Source organism: Bacteroides sp. MSK.20.12 (genome assembly GCF_019052435.1).
Taxonomy (GTDB): domain Bacteria; phylum Bacteroidota; class Bacteroidia; order Bacteroidales; family Bacteroidaceae; genus Bacteroides; species Bacteroides xylanisolvens.
Genome location: NZ_JAHQVH010000008.1, coordinates 96,438 through 121,376, shown reverse-complemented (window position 1 = coordinate 121,376; position 24,939 = coordinate 96,438). Strand labels below are relative to the sequence as shown.

The window sequence follows — 24,939 nt, the reverse complement described above, 5'->3', positions numbered from 1 at the left end:
CGACTGTATTATTTTGAAAGATATTCCATCTTACCTACCGTAGTGATAGCGTCAGCTTCTACCGTTAAACCTTTGACTGCCTTGCCTGTTTTTGCGTCTATTTTATAGAAGGCCGGTTTCTCGCCCGTAGTCACAGTGACAGCCATATAAGCATACCCTTTTTCTCCATAAGGCTCGCCACCAAACTTTCCGTCAGCCGGCAGACCTGTAACAGGCATAATCGTCTGATCTTCCGCCTTGAAAACAGCTAATTCGCTGACATCTGCACTTGTACCGCCATTAATCATATCTTCCGCTCCCTTTTTATACAATTGAAGCAGGAAGTAATCTTCAGAGATGTGCCAGCAACGGAAAATAGGATGTTTAGTGCCTATCTCTTCAAAGTTCACATAGTAATCCGGATCGAAATCTGTTGCGCCTGCTTTGATACGCATTGCGCCCGAAGGCTTCTGTCCTGTTACCTTCTTCAAATCTGAAGATGAAACTGCCGTACGTCCATATCCGGGAGAGAACACATAGACGTCACCATTATCAGCGGCCCAAATGGTCTGATAATATTGTGAACGCATACGACCACATGCATAGCCTATTTTATCAGTCTTGGCAATCACCGGAGTCTCATTGAAGTTCGTGCCACTATAAATTGCCACGTAAGCATTATCCGGGTATTGTGTAGAAGGAATAACACCGGCTGTATATGCACCGCTGCCGCTACCACCGTCAGTCTTAGTCACAAGTTCCTGATCTGTCACAGCTTCCGGCCATTTTTTAATACCGTACTTACTCATTCCCATTGGGATGACAGATGTATAAATCTTATTGTTAGCTTCAACCAGACCTGCCCATGAAACTTTTTCACCATTACCCAAGTAATTTTCGGCAAGCAAGGTACCCTCTTCCTGGCTACCATCGGTTGCATCCAGATAGTTGAACAACAATGCTTGAGCCACATTCTGATCCTCATCCGTTATTTTCGAGTCCCCGGTGGAAACAGTCACTACTTTATCCCCCCAAGTACCGTATGACGTGATACGATTATAAGTGTATGTGTACTTTTCTTTCATTTTACCATCTGCCCCCAGATAATAGGAAGCTCCTGTACCTGCGCCACCTTTATTATAAACTAAAGCAAACACATAATCCAATCCTTTATATACCCAATAGGTACCGCCAATCACTTCGGTTCCATTCCCTTGAGTCGACACTGTTCCTTCATCCAAAGAATTGGCTACTACCAAATAACTTGCTTCACCAGTTGTGGAAGCCACCACATAAGCCGTTTCTCCATCAATCGGCGGGTTATCCACCGGATTATTATCATCGTCGCAAGATGCCACAAACACACCGCTACTCAAACAAAAAGCTACGGCAAAAGCCTGTAATAAAAACTTCTTCATATATTCTTTATTATTGATTGATACTAAAAACTTACTCTTATTATTTACCGAAAAACACTCTGAACTTTCCATAGAATGCGCGCCCCGCTTTTTGCAGGCTAAAATTGTCAAACAGTTGGGCATCGGTGAAATTCCGACATTCAAAGGATACATTATAACGTCCATTCTTCATGGTGTAGGACAAAGACAGATTATGAGAAAACTGTTCCGGCACCATATTCTTTGAATCTTTATCTCCGAGATTTTCCCAATAAAGAGGAAAATCGTGCTGCCAGTAGCTATCATAGCCGATGCTCAACACATTTCCTTTGACAAACAGGTCATTCCAATAAAAATTTGCATTGATATTAGCATAACGATAGGGCAGATTCGGCATACGCACTTTATAGTGCATGCTTTCCTGCAAAGAGGAACCCGCCAGAAACTTTTCGTAATCACGAGTATCGATGCTATTGAATGTTCCTCCTATATCAAACCAATGCGAGAAGCTATAAAGCAATGACAAATTATACCCTTTGGTCCTTACGTGACCGTGGTTCTCATAATATCCGTAGCTTGTTCCTCCCAATACGTCCAGTCCTCTTTTTATATAATCTTTCGTATCCCGATATATCAAACCGGCCTCGGCATACAATCCATGCTTGCCAAACTGATGATTATAGCTAAAACTCAAATTGACATTATCACTTTTCTCCGGTTTCAGATTCATTTTGCCAGCTTCAAGGTCTTCATCTCCAAAGAGTTCGTCCGTGGTCGGCAGGCGGAAAGCCTTTTCGTACGAAAGTTTCACCTGAAGATCTTTCCATATAAAATAGGTACCTGCCGCTCCATATCCAAGAGCGCTTGCCGTATTGGACAGATTGATATAATTGCCTATTCCATCCGTATTCTGCGATACCGGTCCCTTGTTGTATTGCCGATAATATTTGGCAAATGCCGACACATTCCATCTGTCCGACGGCATCAGACGGTAAGAAAGCCCGCTGACGTTTTTACGAGTGATTTTAGGAATAGAAAAGTCCGTGAATTTGGAAGAAGCACCGATGGTAGAACGGCTCGTACGTTCAAAATCACTGATTACATGACTGAAAGTAAACGTATGCGCCTGTCCGATATGATAATTCATCTTCAGCGTCCCATTCCAGTTTCTATTTTTAGATTCACTGTTCTGGTAAGACTGTTCTCCCCGGCTACCTTTTTCATAAAAATCTCCACGCCAGTTGTAAGCCCGCGAAGCGGTATCGACATTGTTGGTGATATTATGATTGTAATTGGCAGTCAACAGCAGATCCAGGTTTTTCACCAATAAGTTCTTTTTGTAATATTCTAAAGAAGGGACCAACGAATGTCCTTTGCGGAATTTTTCACCGAACACGACATCTTGATAAACGCCTGTTTGTATCTCTTTATAGAAATGGGAATAATTGAAACTCAACGCCAAACGGTCTGCCCATTTCTTTCCTACCAGGCCGATTTTTCCAATCACGGCTTCATTATGATACTGGTCATTAAAACGTTTCAGATGATAAATCTTATTTTTATCAAGTGGCGGAAAACGTACGCTTCCATCTTCTTTAATCTCAAATTCGCGTACGTAAGTGTCTACATAATAATCATTATCCGAAAAGTTTTGAAAAGCATTGACCTCATACATAAAACCATTCTTGAACGTTTGTCCGAAGCGCACGTATGATTTATGAGTATTAAATGACCCGTAAGAATAGGAAGCGTCCATAAACCACTTTCCGGGTTGCTTGTTGGTGACAATATTAACCACTCCCCCAATAGCATCGGTTCCGAATCCTACAGGAACCACTCCTTTATAGACTTCTATACGGTCGGCAAAATTAATAGGAACATTGTTCAAATCGAATGCGGCACCGGCTCCCTCCTGTGGTATGCCGTCAATGAAGATTTTCACATGTTTCCCGCTAAAGCCATCGATATACAATTGCATATCCGATCCCACTCCACCTGATTCGCGGAGTTTTACACCGGGCACTTTAGTCAGTGCACCCGCCAAAGTCTGCGTACTGTTATGCAATTTCTTCGCATCAATGGCTACCGCATTAAAAGCAGATTGATTCACACGACCGACTCCGGATGTCGTGACCAGCACCTCTCCCAGTTCTTTTACCGCCGGTGCGATAGTGACGTTTACTTTTATTCTTTCTCCCTTGGCTAATTTAACTTTCTTTTCTACCGTTTGATAACCGATAGCCGAAACGACAAGTGTATATTCACCTGCTGTAGTTTTCAAATGATATATACCTTTTTCATCTGTATAGCATCCTTGGTTGGTTCCTTTCAGATAAACTGTCGCAAAATCCACCACTTCTTTCTCTGTAGACATCACTCTGCCCGAAATTAAACTACTACGGTGACGCCCATGTTGTGAATATACGGATACGGAAAACAAGAATGCCAGAAAAACCAAAAAATATTTATTGCTCATCTCCTTTTTACCTTTTTACTTTATACCTTTTCATTGCTCTAAAAGCGATGCAAAGGTAAGCAGAAAGAGGGATGCCAAACAATCCCTATCTATTGGTAAAAATAAGACAACAAAAATGAGATATATAGATATGTACAATACCTATATATAAGTAAATACTGGATAATTTAAATAAAAAAAGAAAAGAAAACCTACTTCAGCCAACTCGCCAACGCACGTTCCGTTACCTCCCACAACTGCTCTTTTTGCACATGATTCGTGTATTTATCAGACAAGTTTTTCCGGTGGTTATTGACATACAGTTGTCCTGTCACACCGGCTTCCTTTTCGTCCAACAGTAAACCGATTGCCGTAGAAGCCCCTTTCTTGGGTTTACGGATAAAAGGACGGAAAAAAATATCCGTTAACGGATCGAACCACTTGTGCATAGTGATGATATCAGTAGAAACAATTCCCGGATCGGCAGCATTGACGGTAATCCCCTTCTCTCGAAGTTGCTCGGAAAGCTCGAAAGTAAACAATAATAAAGCCAACTTCGTGTTACTGTAAACAGGAATCCGCCAAAACGTTCCCGTTTTCCCTCTATGAAAGAAATCCGGGAAGTCGAGCTTGCCGATTGCGTATGTACAGGAAACCATATTTACGATACGCGCTCCACGCACCATCAGCGGAATTAATTTCCGGGTAAGCAGATAAGGTCCCATGTAGTTCACACTTACCGTTCGTTCGAATCCTTCGGAAGTAGTATGAAAACCTGTCTCCATCGTTCCGGCATTATTCATCAACAAAGAGATGGGAAGATTCCTTTCTAAGATCTGACTGGCAAAAGCAACTACGGATTGCATGGAAGATAAGTCAATAGCCATAACCTCCAAATCCGGGTTTCCGGTTTCCTTGCTCAAACATTCACGAACAACCTCCGCTTTCTTCGGATGATAACAAGCCATAATGATTCGATAACCGGCTTTGGCTACGGCACGTGTTATTTCTGTTCCCATTCCTCCGTCCGCACCGGTGATGATTGCCCATTTCATTTCACTCATTTTTTCTCCAGTTTATCAATTTCCTTTTGTAAAGAGGAAGGTAATTGTTCTTTCAAATGTTGATGACAAGCCATTTCTATCGTATACATACGTCCTATGCAATAATTACTGTGTCCACAGTTGCAGCGTGCTTGTTGCTCCTGTTTCATCCGGTTCACGAATCCCGGTTCGTTCAGTAATGCTCTCGCCATCTGCACGGCATCAAAACCGGAATCGAGCACTTCATCTATTTTCTGACGGGAAACAAGACCACCGACATAAATCAACGGCGCATCCGGAAGAGCCGCACGGAATTTCAGTGCATCTTCAAGGAAATAGGCCTCTTTGAAGGGTACAGAGGGGATCATCCATTTGCCAAACATACGGACTCCGTATTTCAGCCACCAACAATTCATATAGTAAGACATCGAACGAATCGGCATGGCACCTCTCATCACATACATCGGCGCTTTGCTGACAAAACCACCACTCAACACCAATCCATGAGCGCCAAGTTCCAACAGACGTTTGGCCACTTGTATGGATTCGTCTATCTCCATTCCTCCTTTGAAGCCGTCGCGCATATTCATTTTTACGAAAACTGCCATATCATTGCCCGCCGCTTTCATCACTTCTTCCATCACCATATCCATAAAACGCATCCGGTTTTCGAGCGAACCGCCGTATTCATCTTTCCGATGATTGGTGTAGGGAGACAGGAATTGACTAATCAAATAGCCGTGCCCCGCATGTACTTCAACGGCGTCAAACCCGGCTTTCCTCGCCAGATTGACTGCATTTCCATACGCTTTCGCCATTTCCGGAAGCTCCTCTTTTTCCATTCCACGCACAAACGTAGGAGAATAGAGGTTGAAGCCTGAAGATGCGGATATAGGAGTGACACCACATATATTTTTATGGGACATATTTCCACAATGCCCGATTTGTATACCTACTGCGGCACCTTCATCGTGCACGGCTTTTGTCAATTCGTGTAAACGGGGAATAATGGACGGACGCAACCACAACTGACGGTCGAAAGAAAGTCCGCTTTGTGTCACGGCAGCATAAGCCACTGTTGTCATACCCACTCCCCCCGCAGCTACCGACCGATGGTAATCCAGCAACATTTGCGTGGGAGTATTCTCCGGACACATGCTCTCAAAAGCTGCCGAACGGATCGTTCGATTCCGCAGCGTCAAAGGGCCAAAGGTGACCGGGCTAAAAAGTTTAGATTCCATAGTAGTTGATATTTTATTTAAGTCATACGTAAGTCATGATAAAAAGCGCCCCTAATAAAGGAAAGGGAACACTCGTTTCCGTTCTCCCACTGCGTCTCCGAATTCTTCCCGGTAACGGCACCAAATAGCGTTGGCACGGGGAACAAGGTTAGCAATCGTCCACCAAAGGAAGACCAGACCGGAAAGTGAACAAGTGAGTATCGCCCAACCTGCCCATTCTACTATCTCACCGAAATAGTTGGCGGAAGTGACATAACGGTACATTCCTTTTTGAGGCAGATAATGCCGGGTGTCTCCCGGTTTGCGCAAATGACGGATGATATAATCCGACTGCCAGTTCAACAGCATACCTGCGAAAAAGAGCAGTGTGCCGAAAATAAACCACGGTGAAGTGAACCAGCCGGCTTGATACATCGTTTCGGGAGCAAGATAGAAAATCCATTTCCCTTGCATATAACCATTCAGCAAATTAAAAAGAACTCCCATCGACATGATTGCCAGTGGCATCTTACTTTTCCCTTTCAATAGCAAAGGGAAGATGAAAGCACGCTGAAAATAGTGAATTTGAAAGAAGAGGAAGAAAGTGAAAATCACCGGTTCAAACCGACGTTCGGAATAGATCCACATCACGCACATCACCACAAAAACCGGAGCTTCCATCAATATCCAGGCTAGCTTATTGGAGATAGCTACTCCCCACGATGCTGTGCGGAAAATACCATATCCGGCTTTCACAAAGTAAAGGGCGATAAAAACAAACAAAGCAATCAGGCTCATCACCCCCAGAAACAGATTAAAAGTATCTATACTCATACCGATCTATTTTGTAACACGCAAAAATAACAAAAATGAGATAAACGACGATACAAAAAATAGAAAGAATCTGAAGTACATTCTTTTACGAACATAAAAAAGGAGAAAATATAAAATTTCCCGGATGCGCTTCTGAAATGATCAGGCACACATCCGGGATTACTTATCTATTTAATAAAAGGATTGATTCTTATCAGCGTTTCTTAATTGGGATATAAGCCAAATCATCAAGTACATTTTTATAAGCCGGGCGGATAATCCGTTTACCGTCGAAGGTCAATTCTTCATTGCGGTGTGCACACCAGCCTACGATACGTGCCATGGCAAACAGTGGAGTGAAGATTTCCTGCGGCAAACCGATCATTTCATACACGAAGCCCGAATAGAAATCGATATTGCTGGACACTGTCTTTCCGTTGTTTTTAACCCGTCCGAAAGTAGCGATGGCACGTTCTTCCAACAGTTCGAGGAAAGCAAATTCGCTTTCTCTGCCTTTTTCACGGGCAAGGTCGCGAGCCAGTTCTTTCAATAGAAGAGCACGAGGGTCGGAGATGGTATAAACGGCATGTCCGATACCATAGATCAATCCGGTTTTGTTATACACTTCTTTGTTCAACATTCGGGTGTAGTAAGTGTCTATCTCATCTACACTTGTCCAGTCTTTGATATTTTCCTTCAGGTGCTGGAACATGTCAGCAACCTGAATATTGGCACCTCCGTGAAGCGGGCCTTTCAGCGAACCGATACCTGCGGCGATGGCCGAATAAGTATCTGTTCCGGTAGAAGAAGTAACGCGAACGGTGAAAGTGGAGTTATTACCACCACCGTGCTCTGCCTGAAGAATCAATAACAAATCGAGGGTACGTGCATCCAGTTCGGTATAGTCTTTTTTCAGCATATACAGGAAATTCTCGGCAATAGAGAGCTTTTCCTGCGGATGGCGGATATGCAGAGAACGTCCGAAAGTAGCATGACGAAGCATATTATAAGCATAAGCGATGATAGTGGGGAACTTTGAAATCAGTTCAATACTCTGACGCATCAGGTTATCCCGGGAGGTATCATCCGCATTTGCGTCAAAACGATACATTTCCAATACGCTGCGTGAAAGAATATTCATGATGTTGTTTCCTTCCAACTCGATGATGTTCATTTTCGTTTTCTGTTCCAACGGCATATTGTCATTAATCAACTCACGGAAAGAAAGCAATTCTTCTTTATCCGGCAGACGTCCGGAAAGCAATAGGTAAGCCACTTCTTCGAAGCCAAAGCGTTTCTCTTTGATTATAGCGTGAGAAATATCTTCTACATCATAACCGCGATAGAACAGTTTTCCCGGTATGGGTTTCAGTCCCCCCCCCGGAACACGTTCATATCCTACTACATTACCGATTCTGGTTAAACCTACCAATACACCTGTGCCGTCTTCATTACGCAATCCGCGCTTCACATCAAACTTGGAGAACAATTCTGTATCAATCCGGGTAGCTTCCTTCATTTCCTCGGAAAGCTTGTAAATCAAGTACTCTTTTTTCATCTTTCTTCGTTTTTTATTCGTTACTTTTGTTTTTCAATTCTTTCCACGATCTCACGAGTGAAAGCGGAAGTAGAGAGGGAGGTTCCATTCGGCATAAAACGGGCTAAATCGTGTGTAGCACGAGCGTCCAAGAAGCTTTGTTCCAAGGCTTTCTCTATCAGAGCAGCCGCTTCTTTCCAGTCAAAATATTCGAGCATCATTACTGCCGAAAGGATAATAGAACAAGGGTTCACCACATCTTTTCCCGCAATATTGGGGGCTGTTCCGTGAGTCGCTTCAAAGATGGCATGACCTGTCTGGTAGTTGATGTTTGCTCCCGGAGCGATGCCGATACCGCCTACCATGGCCGCCAGTTGGTCGGAAACGTAGTCTCCATTGAGGTTTAAGGTGGCTATTACGGAATATTCTTCGGGAATCAGGAGTGTATTTTGTAAGAAAGCATCTGCAATGCAATCTTTTATCACCAGTCTGCCATCTGCCAAAGCATCGCCAAATTCACGTTGCGCCAGTTCGTAGCCCCATTTTTTGAAACCACCTTCGGTAAACTTCATGATATTCCCTTTATGCACCAGTGTTACGGAAGGCAAATGATGGTCGAGCGCATACTGGCAGGCAGCACGTACAAGACGCTCCGTGCCCTCACGTGATACAGGTTTCACACCGAAAGAAGAGGTTTCCGGGAAACGGACTTTTGTCACGCCCATTTCGTCTTTCAAGAATTGATAGAACTTTTCAGCTTCCGGAGTTCCGGCTTCCCATTCGATACCTGCATAAATATCTTCCGTATTTTCACGGAACACACACATATTCACTTTCTCCGGTGATTTGACAGGCGACTGTACTCCCTGATACCAACGAACCGGACGAAGACAGACGTATAAATCAAGTGTCTGACGCAGTGCTACGTTCAACGAACGGATTCCACCTCCGACAGGAGTTGTCAACGGACCTTTGATTCCTACCAGGTATTCCTGAAAGGTTTCCATTGTTTCATCCGGCAACCAGGAACCAGTCGCGTTGAAGGCACGTTCTCCCGCCAACACTTCTTTCCATTCGATCCGACGTTTGCCGCCGTATGCTTTCCGGATAGCTGCGTCCACTACGGCTTGCATGGCAGGAGTTACTTCGGCTCCTACTCCATCGCCGGTAATATAAGGTACGGTAGGCACATCGGGTACCAACAGCGTACCATCTGTTTGCATGGTTATTTTGCTCATTTTTTATCTTGTATTTAAGGCAGAACCGGCACGGAACCAAGCTATCTGCTGTTCATTATAGGTATGTTGCACTTCAAAACTTTCTTTCGTTCCGTCTTCGTGATGAAGAATAATCGTCAGATTGCGCCCCGGTGCGAAATGGACTAAGCCTGATACGGACAAAAGATCGTGTTCCCGAATCTTGTCATAGTCTACTTTATCTACAAAAGTAAGAGCAAGCATTCCTTGTTTTTTCAGATTTGTTTCGTGGATACGGGCAAAACTCTTAGCCAAAATGACACGTACATTGAGGAAGCGTGGTTCCATGGCTGCATGTTCACGGCTGGAACCTTCTCCATAATTCTCTTCGGCAACAACAATAGACGGAATACCTTCGGATTTATACATCTTTGCCGTACCGGAAACTGTTCCATAAGTATTTGTCGAACGATTCCAAACACGGTTCGTTTCACCATTGAAAGCATTGACAGCTCCCATCAGCATATTGTCGGAAATATTCTCCAAATGTCCCCGGAAACGGAGCCACGGACCTGCCATAGAGATATGGTCGGTAGTACATTTTCCCTGTGCTTTAATCAATAAAGGCATGTTCAGCAAGTCTTGTCCGTCCCATGCCGGGAAAGGAGTCAGAAGCTGGAGACGTTGGGAATCCGGTTTTACCCTGATTTCCGTTTTTGCTCCGTGCGGGGCAATATACCCTTCATTTCCCTGTTCAAAACCTTTCAAAGGGAGTTCATCTCCTACAGGCTCGGAGAGTTTCACTTTTTCTCCGTTATGATTCACCAGTCTGTCTTTCAACGGGTTGAAACAGAGATCACCGGCTATTGTTAACGCCATCGTTAGTTCCGGAGAAGCTACAAACGCGTATGTGTTGGGATTACCGTCAGCGCGTTTGGCAAAATTACGATTGAAAGAGGTGACGATTGAGTTTTTTCGTGTCGGATCGTCCGTCTGACGTTTCCACTGACCGATACAAGGTCCACAAGCATTTGCCATAATCGTGGCTCCCAGCCGTTCAAAAGCCTCAATCATACCGTCTCTTTCGGCAGTAGCCCGGATTTGCTCCGAACCCGGATTGACGATCAGCGGAGAAGCAACGCTCAAATTCTTTTCTGTCACCTGCTTTGCCAAAGAAGCTGCACGGCTCAAATCCTGATAAGAAGAATTGGTACATGAACCTATCAAGCCTACCTCCATTTTACGGGGGTAGCCGTTCAATAACACTTTTTCTGCAAATTCAGAGATGGGAGTAGCGGCATCCGGTGTAAACGGCCCGTTTATATAAGGTTCGAGTTCTGACAAGTCAATTTCAATCACACGGTCGTAATAGTTGGATGGTTCGTCGGTCACAATGTCGTCTGCACGAAGGTCTGCACCAACAGATTCAGCCCAATCGACTACACAATCTCTTCCGGTAGCTCTCAAATAAGTAGCCATGCGTCCGTCAAACGGGAATAAAGAGGTAGTAGCTCCAACTTCGGCACCCATATTGCAAATGGTAGCTTTCCCGGTAGCAGAAAGGGATTCGGTTCCGGGACCAAAATATTCGATAATAGCATTCGTTCCTCCTTTTACGGTAAGGATGCCGGCCAGTTTCAGAATCACGTCTTTCGGAGAGGTCCAACCGCTTAGTTTTCCGGTCAGACGGACACCGATAATCTTCGGCATTTTCAGCTCCCATTCCATTCCTGTCATCACATCCACGGCATCCGCACCACCAACACCGATAGCCACCATGCCCAGTCCGCCTGCATTAGGCGTATGAGAGTCTGTTCCCACCATCATACCGCCGGGGAAAGCATAGTTTTCGAGCACTACCTGATGGATAATTCCTGCTCCCGGTTTCCAGAAGCCGATACCATAACGGGAAGATACATCACGGAGGAAGTCGTATACTTCTTCATTGGTTAGTCTTGCCGTAGCAATATCCGCCTTTGCACCTTTATACGCCTGTATCAAGTGATCGCAATGCACTGTTGAAGGCACAGCCACCTGATCCTTACCTGCATTCATAAATTGAAGCAATGCCATCTGCGCAGTTGCATCCTGCATAGCCACACGGTCGGGACGGAAATTCACATAATCCTCCCCCCGTTTGTAATCTTTCAAATCGGCTACATCATACAGATGAGCATACAAAATCTTCTCGGCCAACGTCAAAGGGCGTTTCAGTATAGCCCGTACGTGTTCTACCTTTCCTTTATAAGCAGCGTAGAAAGCTTCTAACATAGTCACATCATATACCATATTGCTTTTTGTTTTTTTAGTCTATCTATTAAAATAACGAACGACGTTCGAGTAATGTTTAACAAAATGAAATATTTTTTCTACCCGGAACGAAGATTTGTTACCTTTGCGCCTATTATGAGTAATAATCCGAAAAGTCCCATTATAGACCTTCAGCAGCAGCAACTCCTCCTGCGGATGGAGTATGAATATGAGAAGGAAGAATTTAAGCGGCAGACCGAAACAATGGGCGTTGCCCGTAAAGTGAAGCGCGGTCTCTGCTGGTATCCTGTCTCTCTTGGCCGAAGTTACTACAATTCGCTGAATCAGCTTGTAATAGATATTACACGGACCGAAAATAAAGAAATAGAGCATTCCTTTGAGTTCGGCCGTCCTGTTTGCTTTTTCCACCAGTCATTCGAAGGAAAAGTGAAGTATATGGATTTCATCGCTACCGTCAGCTTTGCCGACGAAGAACGAATGGTCGTTGTACTCCCCGGAGCGGGAGCTTTAGCGGAACTGCAAACTGACGGTATACTGGGGGTACAACTTTATTTTGACGAAACATCGTACCGGGCCATGTTCGAGGCACTGGAAGACACGATACGCGCCAAAGACAACCGCCTGGCGGAACTGCGCGACATTTTGTTGGGTACCCAAAAACCGGGATTCCGCGAATTATATCCTGTCCGCTTTCCATGGCTGAACAGTACACAGGAAACAGCAGTCAACAAGGTGCTATGTACGCGTGACGTATCTATTGTTCACGGTCCTCCGGGAACCGGAAAGACAACGACTCTTGTCGAAGCGATTTACGAAACGTTACACCGGGAACCACAAGTGCTTGTCTGTGCACAAAGCAACACGGCTGTCGACTGGATTTGTGAGAAACTGGTAGACCGGGGAGTACCCGTGCTCCGCATTGGAAATCCGACCCGAGTCAACGACAAAATGCTTTCATCCACCTACGAACGCCGGTTTGAAAGTCATCCTGCCTATCCGGAGCTTTGGGGAATCCGTAAATCTATCCGCGAAATGGGTAGCCGGATGCGCCGGGGTAGTTATTCTGAACGGGAAGGAATGCGTAATCGCATGAGTCGTCTCCGCGACCGTGCCACGGAGTTGGAAATACAAATCAATGCCGATCTTTTCGACAGTGCCCGTGTGATTGCTTCTACCCTAGTCAGCAGCAACCACCGCCTGCTCAACGGACGTCGTTTTTCGACTTTATTCATCGACGAAGCTGCACAAGCCCTCGAAGCTGCCTGCTGGATCGCTATCCGCAAAGCAGACCGGGTCATCCTTGCAGGAGATCATTGTCAGCTTCCGCCGACTATCAAATGTATAGAAGCTTCCCGTGGAGGATTGGATCATACATTAATGGAAAAAGTCGTTCAACAAAAACCTTCCGCGGTCTCTCTATTAAAAGTACAGTACAGAATGCATGAAACCATCATGCAGTTTCCCTCCGACTGGTTTTATCACGGAGAACTGGAAGCTGCTCCGGAAGTACGCTATCGGGGGATTCTTGATTTCGACACTCCCATGAACTGGATCGATACTTCAGAGATGGACTTTCACGAAGATTTTGTAGGAGAAAGCTTCGGACGCATCAATAAGCAGGAAGCCAACCTACTACTGCAAGAACTGGAAACTTACATCGAACGTATCGGCAAAGAGCGAATACTGGATGAAAGAATTGATTTCGGTCTGATTTCGCCATACAAGGCACAAGTGCAATATTTGAGAGGAAAAATAAAAGGAAGCAGCTTTTTACGCCCTTTCCGCAGCCTCATCACCGTGAATACGGTAGACGGCTTTCAGGGACAGGAGCGAGACGTTATTTTCATCAGTCTCGTACGTGCCAACGAGGACGGACAAATCGGGTTTCTAAATGACTTGCGAAGAATGAATGTAGCGATTACGCGGGCACGAATGAAACTTGTTATATTAGGAGATACCTCCACCCTTGCCAAGCATCCTTTCTATAAAAGGTTGATGTTATTCATTAAAAAGGAGGATTAAATACTTAATCCTCCTTTTAACAAAGCACACTTTCTCCCGAAACCACACTTTTTTTAACACAAACAAAACAAACAATATTTTACATCAGTACTATTCTTAATTTTTCACCCTCAAAGATAGTCGATTATTCCAATGCACTCCAACTATTTCCACCATTTTATTTGCGGATCGCGCGTTTTTGCCCATTCTGCAAATTTAGGATATGTTTTATCAATGCGCTGATTCTCCTTTTTAAGATCTAAATTCAAAATAGAAGCGTCCAAACGAGCATCTACATGAATTGCAAACGGAAAACCATCTTTGCAAATGAAATAGGCACCATCTACATCACCACGAGAAATATCAGCTCCGGAAGGGAAACGATTATTCGCACCAGTCGTCGGCTTATGATCTGTCAGATGGACTTCTGTGGCAGAGTTGAATACTTTTATAAAAGGGTTATAAGGAGCTACCACCACTGATTTATCAAGAGTAGGGTTATTAAATTGTATGGATACCGTATATGTCTTCTCTTGAATATTCTGATTAATCATATCCACATTGGATACTCCCAATTCAGCTTTAGCATCCTTGAATAATGTTATCACATTACCTGAATAGGAAGTAATTTCATCGCCATTGATTATTACTTGGGACGCTTTACTCAAATCGAAAGGAACCTCATACGCAAACGAGTTTTTATAATTAGCTCCCGTCCAAGCCAATGTGAACTTATCAATAATATTAAGAACTTTATTATCTATATTATAATCAACACTTGACTGATATTTCATGACTACATCATTCAAGTCATAATCTCCTTGTTCAGGCCAGTTATCTTCAAAGCCAAGCACTCCAGAATACTTTTCTGTTCCTTGTCGATCACCCGGATTAGGAACATCCGGAACTTCAATAGCAGCAATAGGATTAGAAGAGATAACGAAAGCAACATCATTATAGTCATTTTCACCGTTTTTCCAGTCTTCCATAGTGATAACATTCACTCTATCACCTGCTTTATTTTTTGCTGCAAAAATTGCAGTGTGAGAAATTTTGTCACTATTCAAAGATTTGGTTGAGTAGAACATATTCCCATTAGCCTTAACACCTCTCCAACCGTCATTCCAAATTAGGAAACCAATCTTTGTACCTGCTGGGATACGTTCCGGTTCTTCTTCCGGAAAGCTGCCTGTCTCATCAATATATTTCAAATTCACCGCAACCCCACTATAATTACCCAGACTACTTTTATGTACATTAGGGAAGATTACACATGCATGCTTTGCAGCTTGTCTTATTTTATCAATACTGGCATTTTCCGAATAACAATAGTAAGCAAACACACTTTGCGCACCTGTATCTCCTCCGAAATAGTTGACAACGACATTCGCATCTTCTTTTATCAGAATATCAGCATCATCAGAGACTAAATTAGTTCCTACATTATTCTTTCCTTCCGGAAAATATGTCGTTATATAACTCTTGAGAGTTGCGTCCACATTTATTTTTTTGGAAGCATCCAGATAGTTAGGTCTACCAGTATTTACATTCCAAGTTCCTAATACATTCGGAATTACATTTGTAATAAATTTCAAAGAGGATCTTGTTTGTGCACTTCTCGTTGATGAATCCACAGGAGTAACATCAAGAGCATTCTCGAAGGTTATTTTTGCGCTGACATCCGAACCGACAACTTTAGTTTTATACAAAGTCGGCACACCAAAATCCGGAGAATAAATATAAACTTCTGAAACAGCTGTCGGGAAAGAAGCCGGTTTGATATAACGTCCTTGTATATCTGTAAATCCGGTTGCAATGTGTGACACCCCTGCTTTCTTTATAATCTGACCGCCTTCTGCCACATAAGAAAGCGGATTTTCAGCATAAACTTCAAAATAAGCTCTAGGACATTCCTTTTCCATAATCAATATTCAATTGAATATTTTTAGTAGTAGCAAAGTCGAAATAGTTATCTAAAGTAACCTCCTCTTCTTTATCTCCTGAATTAGCAGGATCATATACATCTTTCTGCAAACAGCTGGAGAAAGCAACAGAAACAACACCAATAACACATACTAATTTAGTAATGTTAATCATTCTTTTGGGCAAGTTAAAATACATCATACTTCTCGTTTATTTTATTTGATGGTGCAAATATAAACATAAACTTGCATATTTTAGTCATATTATAGATATATTTTTCTAAAAAAAGCAATTTAAAGGATTCACTCCTCCTTTTATACAATGTATTTCCAATAAAAAAGGAGAGAACTATTTGCTCTCTCCCCTCTTAAAACTTGTATAATTTATCCAGTTTAATTATTCTCCGGACGAAGTTTACGAACAGTTACAGCAGTCTGCCACATTTCGCTCTCGCGTAATTGACGGAGTTCTTCGTTCAATTTTTCACGATAATCAGGTTGTGAATTACTGTCGATAGAAATCTGTGCTTCGTTACCAGTCTTCACACTGTTATACAACTTTTCAACTACCGGTTTGATAGCATCGTGGAATGGGCCCATCCAATCGAGAGCACCACGTTGAGCAGTAGTAGAGCAGTTAGCGTACATCCAGTCCATACCGTTCTTTGCGAACAACGGCATCAACGACTGTGTCAGTTCTTCCACTGTTTCATTGAATGCTTCAGAAGGAGTATGACCGTTTTCACGCAATACTTCGTACTGTGCCAGCAACAAACCTTGGATAGCCCCCATCAATGAACCACGTTCACCTGTCAAGTCAGAAGTAGCTTCACGTTGGAAAGTTGTTTCGAACAGATAACCAGAACCGATACCGATACCCAGTGCGATGGTTCTTTCGTAAGCCTTGCCTGTAGCATCCTGATAGATAGCATAAGAAGAGTTCAAGCCACGTCCTTCGAGGAACATAGTACGCAAAGATGTACCCGACCCTTTAGGAGCAACCATGATAACGTCGATATCAGCAGGAGGAACTACACCTGTACGGTCGTTCCAAGTGATAGCAAAACCGTGTGAGAAATAAAGAGCTTTTCCGGCAGTCAGGTAAGGCTTGATAGTAGGCCATACTGACATTACTGCTGCGTCAGACAACAGACACATTACAATAGTACCTTTCTCGCAAGCTTCTTCGATGCCGAACAAAGTTTCACCCGGAACCCATCCGTCTGCTACTGCTTTATCGTATGTTTTTCCTTCACGTTGACCAACGATTACATTGAAACCGTTATCACGCAAGTTCAGTGCCTGTCCAGGACCCTGTACGCCATAACCGATTACAGCGATTGTTTCATTTTTCAATACTTCACGAGCTTTTTCCAATGGAAATTCGTCACGGATTACTACAGTTTCAGTAGTACCTCCAAAATTCAACTGTGCCATTTTCTTTTTGTTTTTAGTTTTTGATGACTTACGCCATCCGTTATTAATTGATTTTATATTCTCACATTTATTCAAATATCACTTTCGAGCGGCAAACAACTTCGCTGCCATTCTTCTTCACTTCTACATGAAACTCGCTTGCGTTCACTTCATCGCAGAAGAAAGAGAGTTCATCACCAAAATAGCTTTCCGCCACATACGCCATTTCAAAACGACGGATACGTTTGGTCTTATACAGCTCAATCGGGAACAAATCAAGGATATGCTCGATGTAACGGATGCTGTTCACATGACCGTTAATATCTATATCACTGTATTTTGCCGTCAGGGTAGCTATCGGCTGATCGCTTGTCACTTTGATGCGTGAAGGCTTTTCAATAGGGCAAGGTTCATCACAAACATAGTCTACGATACTTCCTCCGTGCAAGGTCAGCAAGTCGGCCGGCTTGCGGGTATTGAGATTAATCATTGCCCATACGGAACGGGCGTAACCAATCTTCTTTCCATCCTTATCGAGGATAGCAAAATTACGGTCCGTAAACAAACGGTAGACATTTTCCACCCACGTCTGAACCGAGAAATTCTCATACTGATAAGGCATTTCATCCAACTCAATAGCCAGACGTGAAAGCACCCATGTATAATTGTCCTCATTCAGCGTTGCAATACCAAAACCACGGTCATTGGCGTGAAAACCTGCACAATTCAGCAGATGATTTCCCAGTACCCCCATAGTCAGACGTCCGTTGAAGTCAACATGGAACGGTTCTGCCACAAACTGATAAGTCCCTATTCTATTTTCTTCACTCATTATTCTTATTGGTTCTTACTTTGGTTATACATAGCTTCCCGTCCATCGAGAAACTCATTCACCCGTTCAAAGCAGCTGGTAGTAATCGCTACACGTCCCGAACGAACAAACTGCAAAACACAATTCAAAGCCTTCAGTTCACCATAGAGCGAAGTTATATCTTCGCTCATTCCATTTTTCTCGACAATAGAAAATACCGGATTGACTTCCACTATACGTGCATTGTATCTACGAATCAGCTTGGATGCTTCCGGAGTTTCCTGAAAAGCAGGAGTAGATACCTTATATAGTGCAATCTCATGGAAGTATATTTCATCCTCGGTGAAATAATGTGCCTGAATCACATCGATCTTCTTTTCGATCTGTTTCACTACCTTCTCAATGGTGTCCTTATCCGTCAAAGCTGTAATCGTATACTTGTGTACACCTTTAATAGAAGAAGCAGATACATTCAGACTCTCGATGTTGATTTGCCGACGAGTAAATACAGCAGTTACCTGATTCAGCAATCCGGCTATATTTTCGGAATGAACTATTATCGTATATAATGTCTTGTCACTCATAATCCTAAATTTTAATTGCGAACTTTCAATCTTCCATTCTCAATATTCAACTTCTCCTAGCATTCCAACAGCATCTGATTGACCGAACCACCCGGAGGAGTCATTGGCAAAACATTGCCTTCTTCCACTACGCACGCTTCGAGCAGGAACGGACCATCTGTCGCCAGCATTTCTGCAATAGCTTCTTTCAGTTCTTCACGGGTGAAAGCACGTTTGGAAGGAATATCATAAGCCGAAGCAACCTTCATATAATCCGGATTCAACATCGGAGTAAACGAATAGCGGCGATTGAAGAACATAGCTTGCCACTGGCGTACGTTTCCGAGGTAATTATTATTCAGGCAGATAATTTTCACCGGAGCTTTCTGCTCCATAATCGTACCCAACTCCTGAATATTCATTTGCAGTCCACCATCTCCCATAAATACGCATACGGTACGTTCCGGTGCTCCAAAAGTTGCCCCGATAGCTGCGGGAAGACCGAAGCCCATAGTTCCAAGTCCTCCGGAAGTGATGATACTGCGTTCTTTCGTATATTTGAAGTAACGTGCAGATATCATCTGATTTTGACCTACATCTGTTACCAAAACTGCTTCATGTTGAGTGGCATTGCTTACCGCACGTACCACTTCCCCCATACTCAAAGAGTTTGTGGCAGGATGAAGTTCAGGACGGATTACTTTTTCCTCCTCTACTTTCTCATATTCTTTGAAGCTATCAATCCATTCGGTATGAGTGTTCTTTTTCAGAAGTTTCGTCACAGAAGCCAGTGTTTCCTTGCAATCTCCCAATACAGCTACATCTACCTTTACATTCTTATTAACTTCCGCAGGATCGATATCAAAATGAATCACTTTTGCCTGTTTGGCGTAAGTAGCCAAATTACCGGTCACACGGTCGTCAAAACGCATACCGACAGCAATCAGCACATCGCATTTATTGGTATTGATATTCGGTCCCAGATTGCCGTGCATACCCAACATACCTTTATTCAACGGATGTTCTGTCGGCAAAGCCGAAAGCCCGAGCAGCGTACAACCCGCAGGCATATCCGCTTTTTCGATAAACTCACGCAATTCGCTCTGTGCATTTCCCAGTTCAACACCTTGTCCAACCAATACAAGCGGACGTTCAGCGTTATTAATCAGTTCGGCAGCAGCCTGTACAGACTCCTCATCCGTATCGGGAACAGGAACATAACTACGGATAAAATCGACTTTCGTCGGTTCGTATTTCGTTTTCTCTACTTGCGCATTTTTAGCAAAGTCCAGTACCACCGGCCCCGGACGACCACTACGAGCAATGTAAAACGCACGTGCTACCGCCCAGGCTACATCTTCCGCACGGCGAATCTGATAACTCCATTTAGTGATTGGCTGGGTGATACCTACCAAGTCAACTTCCTGAAAAGCATCGGTCCCAAGAAAGCCTGTTCCTACCTGTCCGGCAATCACTACGATAGGCGTACTATCGATCATCGCATCCGCAATGCCTGTTACCGTATTGGTTGCTCCGGGCCCGCTCGTCACCAGGCAAACACCTACATCACCCGATACACGGGCATAACCTTGTGCGGCATGGGCGGCTCCCTGTTCGTGACGAACCAAGATATGGTTCAATATATTTTGATGATCGTACAAGGCATCGAATACCGGCATAATAGAACCACCGGGGTAACCAAAGATGGTAGTCACTCCCTGATGTTCCAAGGAGCGCATCAAAGCCTCTGCACCTGTTATTAAATCTTTCATATTAGTTGATAGTTGATAAATGATAAATGATAGTTGAGAAATGACAGTTGAAAATGAATGGTTTACAATCATTGCGCTAAGTGCTGCGCAGCTAACTATTACCTATCAACTATCACCAACTATATTATATAATTCTCACTGCTCCCTTATCGGCAGAGCTTACCATGCTGGCATACGCCTTCAGGCTCTTCGGTACATAACGATCACGAGTGACAGGAGTCATCGGACGGGCCGCCAGTTCTTCATCCGTCAGTCGCACGTTAATCTTCCGGGCCGGAATATCGATTTCGATAATGTCTCCGTCTACAATTTTTCCGATATTGCCTCCAGCTGCCGCTTCAGGAGAAATATGTCCGATACTCAATCCGGAAGTTCCACCGCTGAAACGTCCGTCGGTAATCAAAGCACATTCTTTTCCGAGATGACGGGATTTTATATAAGAGGTAGGATAAAGCATTTCCTGCATACCGGGACCACCCTTCGGACCTTCGTGCGTGATGACGACGATGTCGCCACTGACGACTCGACCTCCGAGGATGCCTTCACAGGCTGCTTCTTGCGAATCAAATACTTTGGCAGGTCCGGTAAACTTCCAGATACTTTCGTCTACACCTGCTGTTTTTACTACACAACCATCTTGAGCAATATTGCCTTTCAATACGGCCAGTCCGCCGTCTTTACTGTAAGCATGTTCCAAGTCACGGATACATCCGTTTGCACGGTCCTTATCCAGTTCCTTATAGTACATACCTTGTGAACCAAGTACGAGATTGAATTTATTTCCGGCTGCGCTCGAATATTTCTTAATTGCTTTTTCGCTCACATTCGGGCTGGTGATTGAATATTCGTTAATGGCTTCTGCCAGTGACATTCCGTCTACCCGGCGAACGGATGTATCTATCAAACCTCCCTTTGCCAGTTCGTCCATAATGGCAATGATACCACCGGCACGGTTTACATCTTGAATATGATATTTCTGTGTATTGGGAGCCACCTTGCAGAGACAAGGAGCCTTGCGGGAAAGCATGTCGATATCATCCATCTTGAAGTCTACCTCTGCTTCGTGCGCAACGGCCAACAAGTGAAGAACCGTATTGGTAGATCCCCCCATTGCTATATCCAGCGTCATGGCGTTCAGGAAAGCCTGACGGGTAGCGATGCTACGGGGAAGTACACTTTCGTCTCCTTCTTCATAATATAATTTTGCATTTTTCACGATCAGTTCCGCAGCGTCTTTGAAAAGTTGCGTACGGTTTTCGTGTGTCGCTACAATGGTTCCGTTGCCGGGAAGAGCCAGTCCGATTGCTTCATTCAGGCAGTTCATCGAGTTGGCGGTAAACATACCGGAGCAGCATCCGCAAGTAGGACAAGCATTTTGCTCGATATTCGCTACTTCCTGATCGCTAACACTTTCGTCGGCCGATTTAATCATCGCATCGATCAAATCCAGGTGCTGACCATTCCATTCTCCCGCTTCCATTGGACCACCCGATACAAATACGGCAGGGATATTCAGACGCATAGCCGCCATCAACATTCCGGGAGTGATCTTATCGCAATTGCTGATACATACCATTGCATCTGCCTTGTGCGCATTGACCATATATTCTACGCTGTCTGCAATGATGTCACGTGAAGGAAGCGAATAAAGCATACCGTCATGTCCCATTGCTATACCATCGTCGATAGCTATTGTATTGAATTCCGCAGCGAAGCATCCCAGCTTCTCAATCTCTGCCTTCACCAGCTGACCGATTTCATGTAGGTGTACATGCCCCGGGACAAACTGTGTGAACGAATTGACGATAGCGATAATGGGTTTACCCATCTGATTCTTCTTCATGCCGTTGGCTGCCCACAATGCACGGGCTCCCGCCATCCGACGGCCTTGTGTACTAAACGAACTGCGTAATTGCTTTTTCATTTCAATCTATCTTTTAATTAAAGAGCCTTCCTCACACAAGTGAGAAAGGCTCTAAATTCTATCTTTTATGGTACGAACACATACAACACAAAAACCTTTCTCACGCTCTTGATGGGACCACCACGACGCGAATAATATGCAGGACTGCTAGGTTAATAGATGTATGTAACATATTCATATCTTCTTTTCTTTATTTTCGTGCTGCAAAGGTAAGGGCTTTTTTATTATATCCAAACAAATCGAAGAAAAAAATCACTTAAAAGCGAATAATTGTAAGAAAAGAGAGGTATTATTTCTCTATTTTATCACTTAAAGGTTGAATTTACAACTATTATCTAACTGCGCACCTCACTTCCTTTTTCTGACAAAAGCACTTAATAATCTGAAATTTACCCTCCCTATACCGGAGTACAAGCAAATAATTCGTATCTTTGTAGACCCGTATTTACGGGAATTATTAATCAGAAACAAAAAAGATCAGATGGAAACAGTAGAAAACAAGTACATTACCGTTGCATACAAACTATATACAATGGAAGATGGTGAAAAAGAGTTGTTCGAAGAAGCAAAAGCAGAACATCCCTTTCAATTCATTTCAGGATTAGGAACAACACTCGAAGATTTCGAAAATCAGATAACTGCTCTTTCTAAAGGTGATAAATTTGATTTTACCATTCCGGCAGATAAGGCTTACGGACAATATGATGAACAACACGTTATTGACCTCCCCAAAAATATTTTTGAAATAGATGGCAAGTTTGACAGCGAACGTATTAAAGAAGGTAACATCGTACCTTTGATGACTGGCGACGGTCAGCGCGTGAATGCCAGCGTAGTAGAAATTAAACCGGATGTTGTAGTAGTTGACCTCAATCACCCGTTGGCTGGTGCCGACCTGATTTTCGAAGGTGAAATACTGGAAAGCCGTCCTGCTACCAACGAAGAAATCCAGGAATTGGTGAAAATGATGAGTGGCGAAGGTGGTTGCGGTTGCGGATGCGACAGCTGCGGTGATGGCTGTGGCGACGACTGCGGTTGCGAAGGCGGACACTGTCATTAATTGAAGTATTAAGTATAAAGTATTAAGTATTAATTCCGTGCGGATATAGCCGGAGTTTTAATACTTAATACTTTTTTTATGCCGTCATTCCGGCTAATACTTAATGCCTAATACTTGATACTTAATACTTGATACTTAATACTTAAAATCAGCATCCTTTGTGCGTCATGATGTCAAGTACCATTTTATCCGTTTCGTTCATGGCTTGCGAGCCGATTCTTGTCAGGTTACGGATACTTTGGTCTACATCTTCATCTATAATTCCTTCTACGGAAGTCACACAACGGTCTTCCATTGCCATCATGGCAGACAGTACGGCTGTCGAAACTCCGGTGGTTACCTTCAAGGCACAACTCGGTTTTGCACCGTCACAAATCATTCCTGTCAAATTGGCAATCATGTTTTGAACAGCGAAAGCAACCTGATTGTAGTTTCCTCCCATTAACCAGGTGATTCCACAACTGGAACCTGTGGCAGCTACCACACAACCACACAAAGCAGACAGACGTCCCAAACTTTGTTTGATATATATAACAGTGAGATGGCTAAGTATTAAAGCACGGATCAGTTCTTCTTCACTTTTTCCGTTTTCTTCTGCAAAGACAACGACAGGAAGTGTAGCGGATATTCCCTGATTACCACTGCCGGAATTACTCATTACAGGAATCATAGCACCGGCCATACGAGCGTCACAGGCAGCCGACGTATAAGAGAGGATATGAGAAAACACGCTATCCCCCATCACTTTATGCTCATAAGTTCCCCGAAGCATTTTCCCTAAAGAATGTCCGTAGTTACCTTTAAAGGCTTGCTCGGCAGCAGCTTTGTTCAAACGGGCTGTGTCAAGGATGAAACGGATTTCATCCAGCGGAGCAGTCAGTGCAAAGTCATATACTTTACGCAAGTTTAGTTCGGGCGAAGCCTCTTCCTCTTCCTCGCTGACTGTTTGTTGCTTGTCGAGCAACGTTTGTTCATCTTTGGCTATATATATAAAGGTAGTATGTCCACCGGCAATGATGGCTTTAGCCGTTTTATCTTCCGTTTTACAGATCACTTCGATATAAAGCTTTTCCGTAATATCTTCTTTTAGAGAAATACAAATCCGTTTTTCTGCGATGAATTGTTTTCCCTGTTCCACCGCTTCCGGCGTACAATCCCTCAACACCTCCAACTGATAATCTGATTTGCCAATCAACGCCCCCAAAGCAACCGCTATGGGAAGCCCGACCATACCCGTTCCCGGTATTCCGACTCCCATGGCATTCTTTAATATATTAGCACTTAACAGGACTTCTATCTTTTCCGGTTTCGCTCCCAGTGTTTCGGCAGCTTTAGCTACACAAAGCGCTACTGCGATAGGTTCCGTACATCCGATAGCCGGAATGACCTCCTTCTTAATCAATTCTATAATTTGCCTTCTTTCTGATTCAGTCATGGACTTATAAGTTTTGGTTCCACAAAAATAAGAAATTCTTTCTTTTCCAACATTCTATAATGAACAAATAAAATCTCATATTGTTATAAAATCTCCCATACACCAAACTTTAACAGAAAGAATT

Annotated in this window: 16 protein-coding genes and 1 pseudogene; 2 read left to right on the top strand and 15 right to left on the bottom strand. The window is 43.6% G+C overall.

Translation table 11 applies throughout. The features are described from left to right. Positions 1-8: 8 nt before the first annotated feature. From KTR06_RS06540 to KTR06_RS06505, 8 genes are all read right to left on the bottom strand, one after another. On the bottom strand, positions 9-1,397 hold the full coding sequence (locus KTR06_RS06540) for a DUF4374 domain-containing protein (RefSeq protein ID WP_151934140.1): 1,389 nt from the start codon (positions 1,395-1,397) through the stop codon (positions 9-11). A 40-nt stretch (positions 1,398-1,437) separates the two neighbouring features. Further along, complete coding sequence (locus tag KTR06_RS06535; protein WP_195651309.1) at positions 1,438-3,852, bottom strand: TonB-dependent receptor; 2,415 nt, start codon at positions 3,850-3,852, stop codon at positions 1,438-1,440. A 191-nt stretch (positions 3,853-4,043) separates the two neighbouring features. Next, positions 4,044-4,895: an SDR family oxidoreductase gene (locus KTR06_RS06530; RefSeq protein ID WP_008024795.1), complete on the bottom strand. Its 852-nt coding sequence runs from the start codon at positions 4,893-4,895 to the stop codon at positions 4,044-4,046. After that, the gene (locus KTR06_RS06525; protein WP_004327313.1) at positions 4,892-6,115 is read right to left on the bottom strand and encodes an NADH:flavin oxidoreductase; all 1,224 of its coding nucleotides are present in this window, start codon (positions 6,113-6,115) and stop codon (positions 4,892-4,894) included. Before KTR06_RS06525 ends, KTR06_RS06530 begins: the two co-directional genes overlap by 4 nt. A gap of 51 nt (positions 6,116-6,166) precedes the next feature. Continuing rightward, positions 6,167-6,928 carry a DUF1295 domain-containing protein gene (locus KTR06_RS06520; protein ID WP_008024796.1) on the bottom strand — a complete coding sequence of 254 codons (762 nt, stop codon included), beginning with the start codon at positions 6,926-6,928 and terminating at the stop codon, positions 6,167-6,169. 193 nt (positions 6,929-7,121) lie between these two features. After that, a complete protein-coding gene (locus KTR06_RS06515) occupies positions 7,122-8,465 on the bottom strand; it encodes a citrate/2-methylcitrate synthase (protein ID WP_004299485.1) in 1,344 nt (447 codons plus the stop codon). A 20-nt stretch (positions 8,466-8,485) separates the two neighbouring features. Further along, complete coding sequence (icd, locus tag KTR06_RS06510) at positions 8,486-9,682, bottom strand: NADP-dependent isocitrate dehydrogenase (RefSeq protein ID WP_008650282.1); 1,197 nt, start codon at positions 9,680-9,682, stop codon at positions 8,486-8,488. 3 nt (positions 9,683-9,685) lie between these two features. Next, complete coding sequence (locus tag KTR06_RS06505; protein ID WP_008641147.1) at positions 9,686-11,929, bottom strand: aconitate hydratase; 2,244 nt, start codon at positions 11,927-11,929, stop codon at positions 9,686-9,688. A gap of 66 nt (positions 11,930-11,995) precedes the next feature. Here KTR06_RS06505 and KTR06_RS06500 point away from each other — a divergent pair, with 66 nt between their 5' ends. Next, complete coding sequence (locus tag KTR06_RS06500) at positions 11,996-13,933, top strand: AAA domain-containing protein (protein ID WP_055236385.1); 1,938 nt, start codon at positions 11,996-11,998, stop codon at positions 13,931-13,933. 143 nt (positions 13,934-14,076) lie between these two features. Here KTR06_RS06500 and KTR06_RS06495 read toward each other — a convergent pair. From KTR06_RS06495 to ilvD, 6 genes and pseudogenes are all read right to left on the bottom strand, one after another. Then, a pseudogene (locus KTR06_RS06495) lies at positions 14,077-16,036 on the bottom strand (LruC domain-containing protein). 191 nt (positions 16,037-16,227) lie between these two features. Beyond that, complete coding sequence (gene ilvC, locus KTR06_RS06490; protein ID WP_008024804.1) at positions 16,228-17,271, bottom strand: ketol-acid reductoisomerase; 1,044 nt, start codon at positions 17,269-17,271, stop codon at positions 16,228-16,230. A gap of 67 nt (positions 17,272-17,338) precedes the next feature. After that, positions 17,339-18,082, bottom strand: coding sequence for an acyl-[acyl-carrier-protein] thioesterase (locus tag KTR06_RS06485; protein WP_008641143.1), 744 nt, complete (start codon positions 18,080-18,082; stop codon positions 17,339-17,341). A 5-nt stretch (positions 18,083-18,087) separates the two neighbouring features. Next, entirely contained in the window at positions 18,088-18,645 is a 558-nt protein-coding gene (gene ilvN, locus KTR06_RS06480; protein ID WP_008641138.1) for an acetolactate synthase small subunit, read from the bottom strand. A gap of 56 nt (positions 18,646-18,701) precedes the next feature. After that, entirely contained in the window at positions 18,702-20,396 is a 1,695-nt protein-coding gene (gene ilvB, locus KTR06_RS06475) for a biosynthetic-type acetolactate synthase large subunit (protein ID WP_008641137.1), read from the bottom strand. A gap of 124 nt (positions 20,397-20,520) precedes the next feature. After that, positions 20,521-22,320, bottom strand: a complete 1,800-nt coding sequence (gene ilvD, locus KTR06_RS06470) for a dihydroxy-acid dehydratase (protein ID WP_217290084.1) — start codon at positions 22,318-22,320, stop codon at positions 20,521-20,523. A 481-nt stretch (positions 22,321-22,801) separates the two neighbouring features. Here ilvD and KTR06_RS06465 point away from each other — a divergent pair, with 481 nt between their 5' ends. After that, the gene (locus KTR06_RS06465) at positions 22,802-23,380 is read left to right on the top strand and encodes a peptidylprolyl isomerase (RefSeq protein ID WP_004313581.1); all 579 of its coding nucleotides are present in this window, start codon (positions 22,802-22,804) and stop codon (positions 23,378-23,380) included. A 148-nt stretch (positions 23,381-23,528) separates the two neighbouring features. On the opposite strand, the gene KTR06_RS06460 is transcribed toward KTR06_RS06465, so the two are convergent. Further along, positions 23,529-24,815 carry a serine dehydratase subunit alpha family protein gene (locus KTR06_RS06460; protein WP_087318875.1) on the bottom strand — a complete coding sequence of 429 codons (1,287 nt, stop codon included), beginning with the start codon at positions 24,813-24,815 and terminating at the stop codon, positions 23,529-23,531. Between the last annotated feature and the right edge of the window lie 124 nt (positions 24,816-24,939).

What these genes read in the sequence shown, in the direction of transcription:
- KTR06_RS06515 (WP_004299485.1), bottom strand. Translation starts at nt 8,465, where the DNA reads ATGAAAAAAGAGTACTTGATTTACAAGCTTTCCGAGGAAATGAAGGAA.
- KTR06_RS06535 (WP_195651309.1), bottom strand. Translation starts at nt 3,852, where the DNA reads ATGAGCAATAAATATTTTTTGGTTTTTCTGGCATTCTTGTTTTCCGTA.
- KTR06_RS06465 (WP_004313581.1), top strand. Translation starts at nt 22,802, where the DNA reads ATGGAAACAGTAGAAAACAAGTACATTACCGTTGCATACAAACTATAT.
- KTR06_RS06500 (WP_055236385.1), top strand. Translation starts at nt 11,996, where the DNA reads ATGAAATATTTTTTCTACCCGGAACGAAGATTTGTTACCTTTGCGCCT.
- ilvD (WP_217290084.1), bottom strand. Translation starts at nt 22,320, where the DNA reads ATGAAAAAGCAATTACGCAGTTCGTTTAGTACACAAGGCCGTCGGATG.
- KTR06_RS06525 (WP_004327313.1), bottom strand. Translation starts at nt 6,115, where the DNA reads ATGGAATCTAAACTTTTTAGCCCGGTCACCTTTGGCCCTTTGACGCTG.
- KTR06_RS06485 (WP_008641143.1), bottom strand. Translation starts at nt 18,082, where the DNA reads ATGAGTGAAGAAAATAGAATAGGGACTTATCAGTTTGTGGCAGAACCG.
- ilvB (WP_008641137.1), bottom strand. Translation starts at nt 20,396, where the DNA reads ATGAAAGATTTAATAACAGGTGCAGAGGCTTTGATGCGCTCCTTGGAA.
- ilvC (WP_008024804.1), bottom strand. Translation starts at nt 17,271, where the DNA reads ATGGCACAGTTGAATTTTGGAGGTACTACTGAAACTGTAGTAATCCGT.
- KTR06_RS06530 (WP_008024795.1), bottom strand. Translation starts at nt 4,895, where the DNA reads ATGAGTGAAATGAAATGGGCAATCATCACCGGTGCGGACGGAGGAATG.
- KTR06_RS06460 (WP_087318875.1), bottom strand. Translation starts at nt 24,815, where the DNA reads ATGACTGAATCAGAAAGAAGGCAAATTATAGAATTGATTAAGAAGGAG.
- ilvN (WP_008641138.1), bottom strand. Translation starts at nt 18,645, where the DNA reads ATGAGTGACAAGACATTATATACGATAATAGTTCATTCCGAAAATATA.
- icd (WP_008650282.1), bottom strand. Translation starts at nt 9,682, where the DNA reads ATGAGCAAAATAACCATGCAAACAGATGGTACGCTGTTGGTACCCGAT.
- KTR06_RS06505 (WP_008641147.1), bottom strand. Translation starts at nt 11,929, where the DNA reads ATGGTATATGATGTGACTATGTTAGAAGCTTTCTACGCTGCTTATAAA.
- KTR06_RS06520 (WP_008024796.1), bottom strand. Translation starts at nt 6,928, where the DNA reads ATGAGTATAGATACTTTTAATCTGTTTCTGGGGGTGATGAGCCTGATT.
- KTR06_RS06540 (WP_151934140.1), bottom strand. Translation starts at nt 1,397, where the DNA reads ATGAAGAAGTTTTTATTACAGGCTTTTGCCGTAGCTTTTTGTTTGAGT.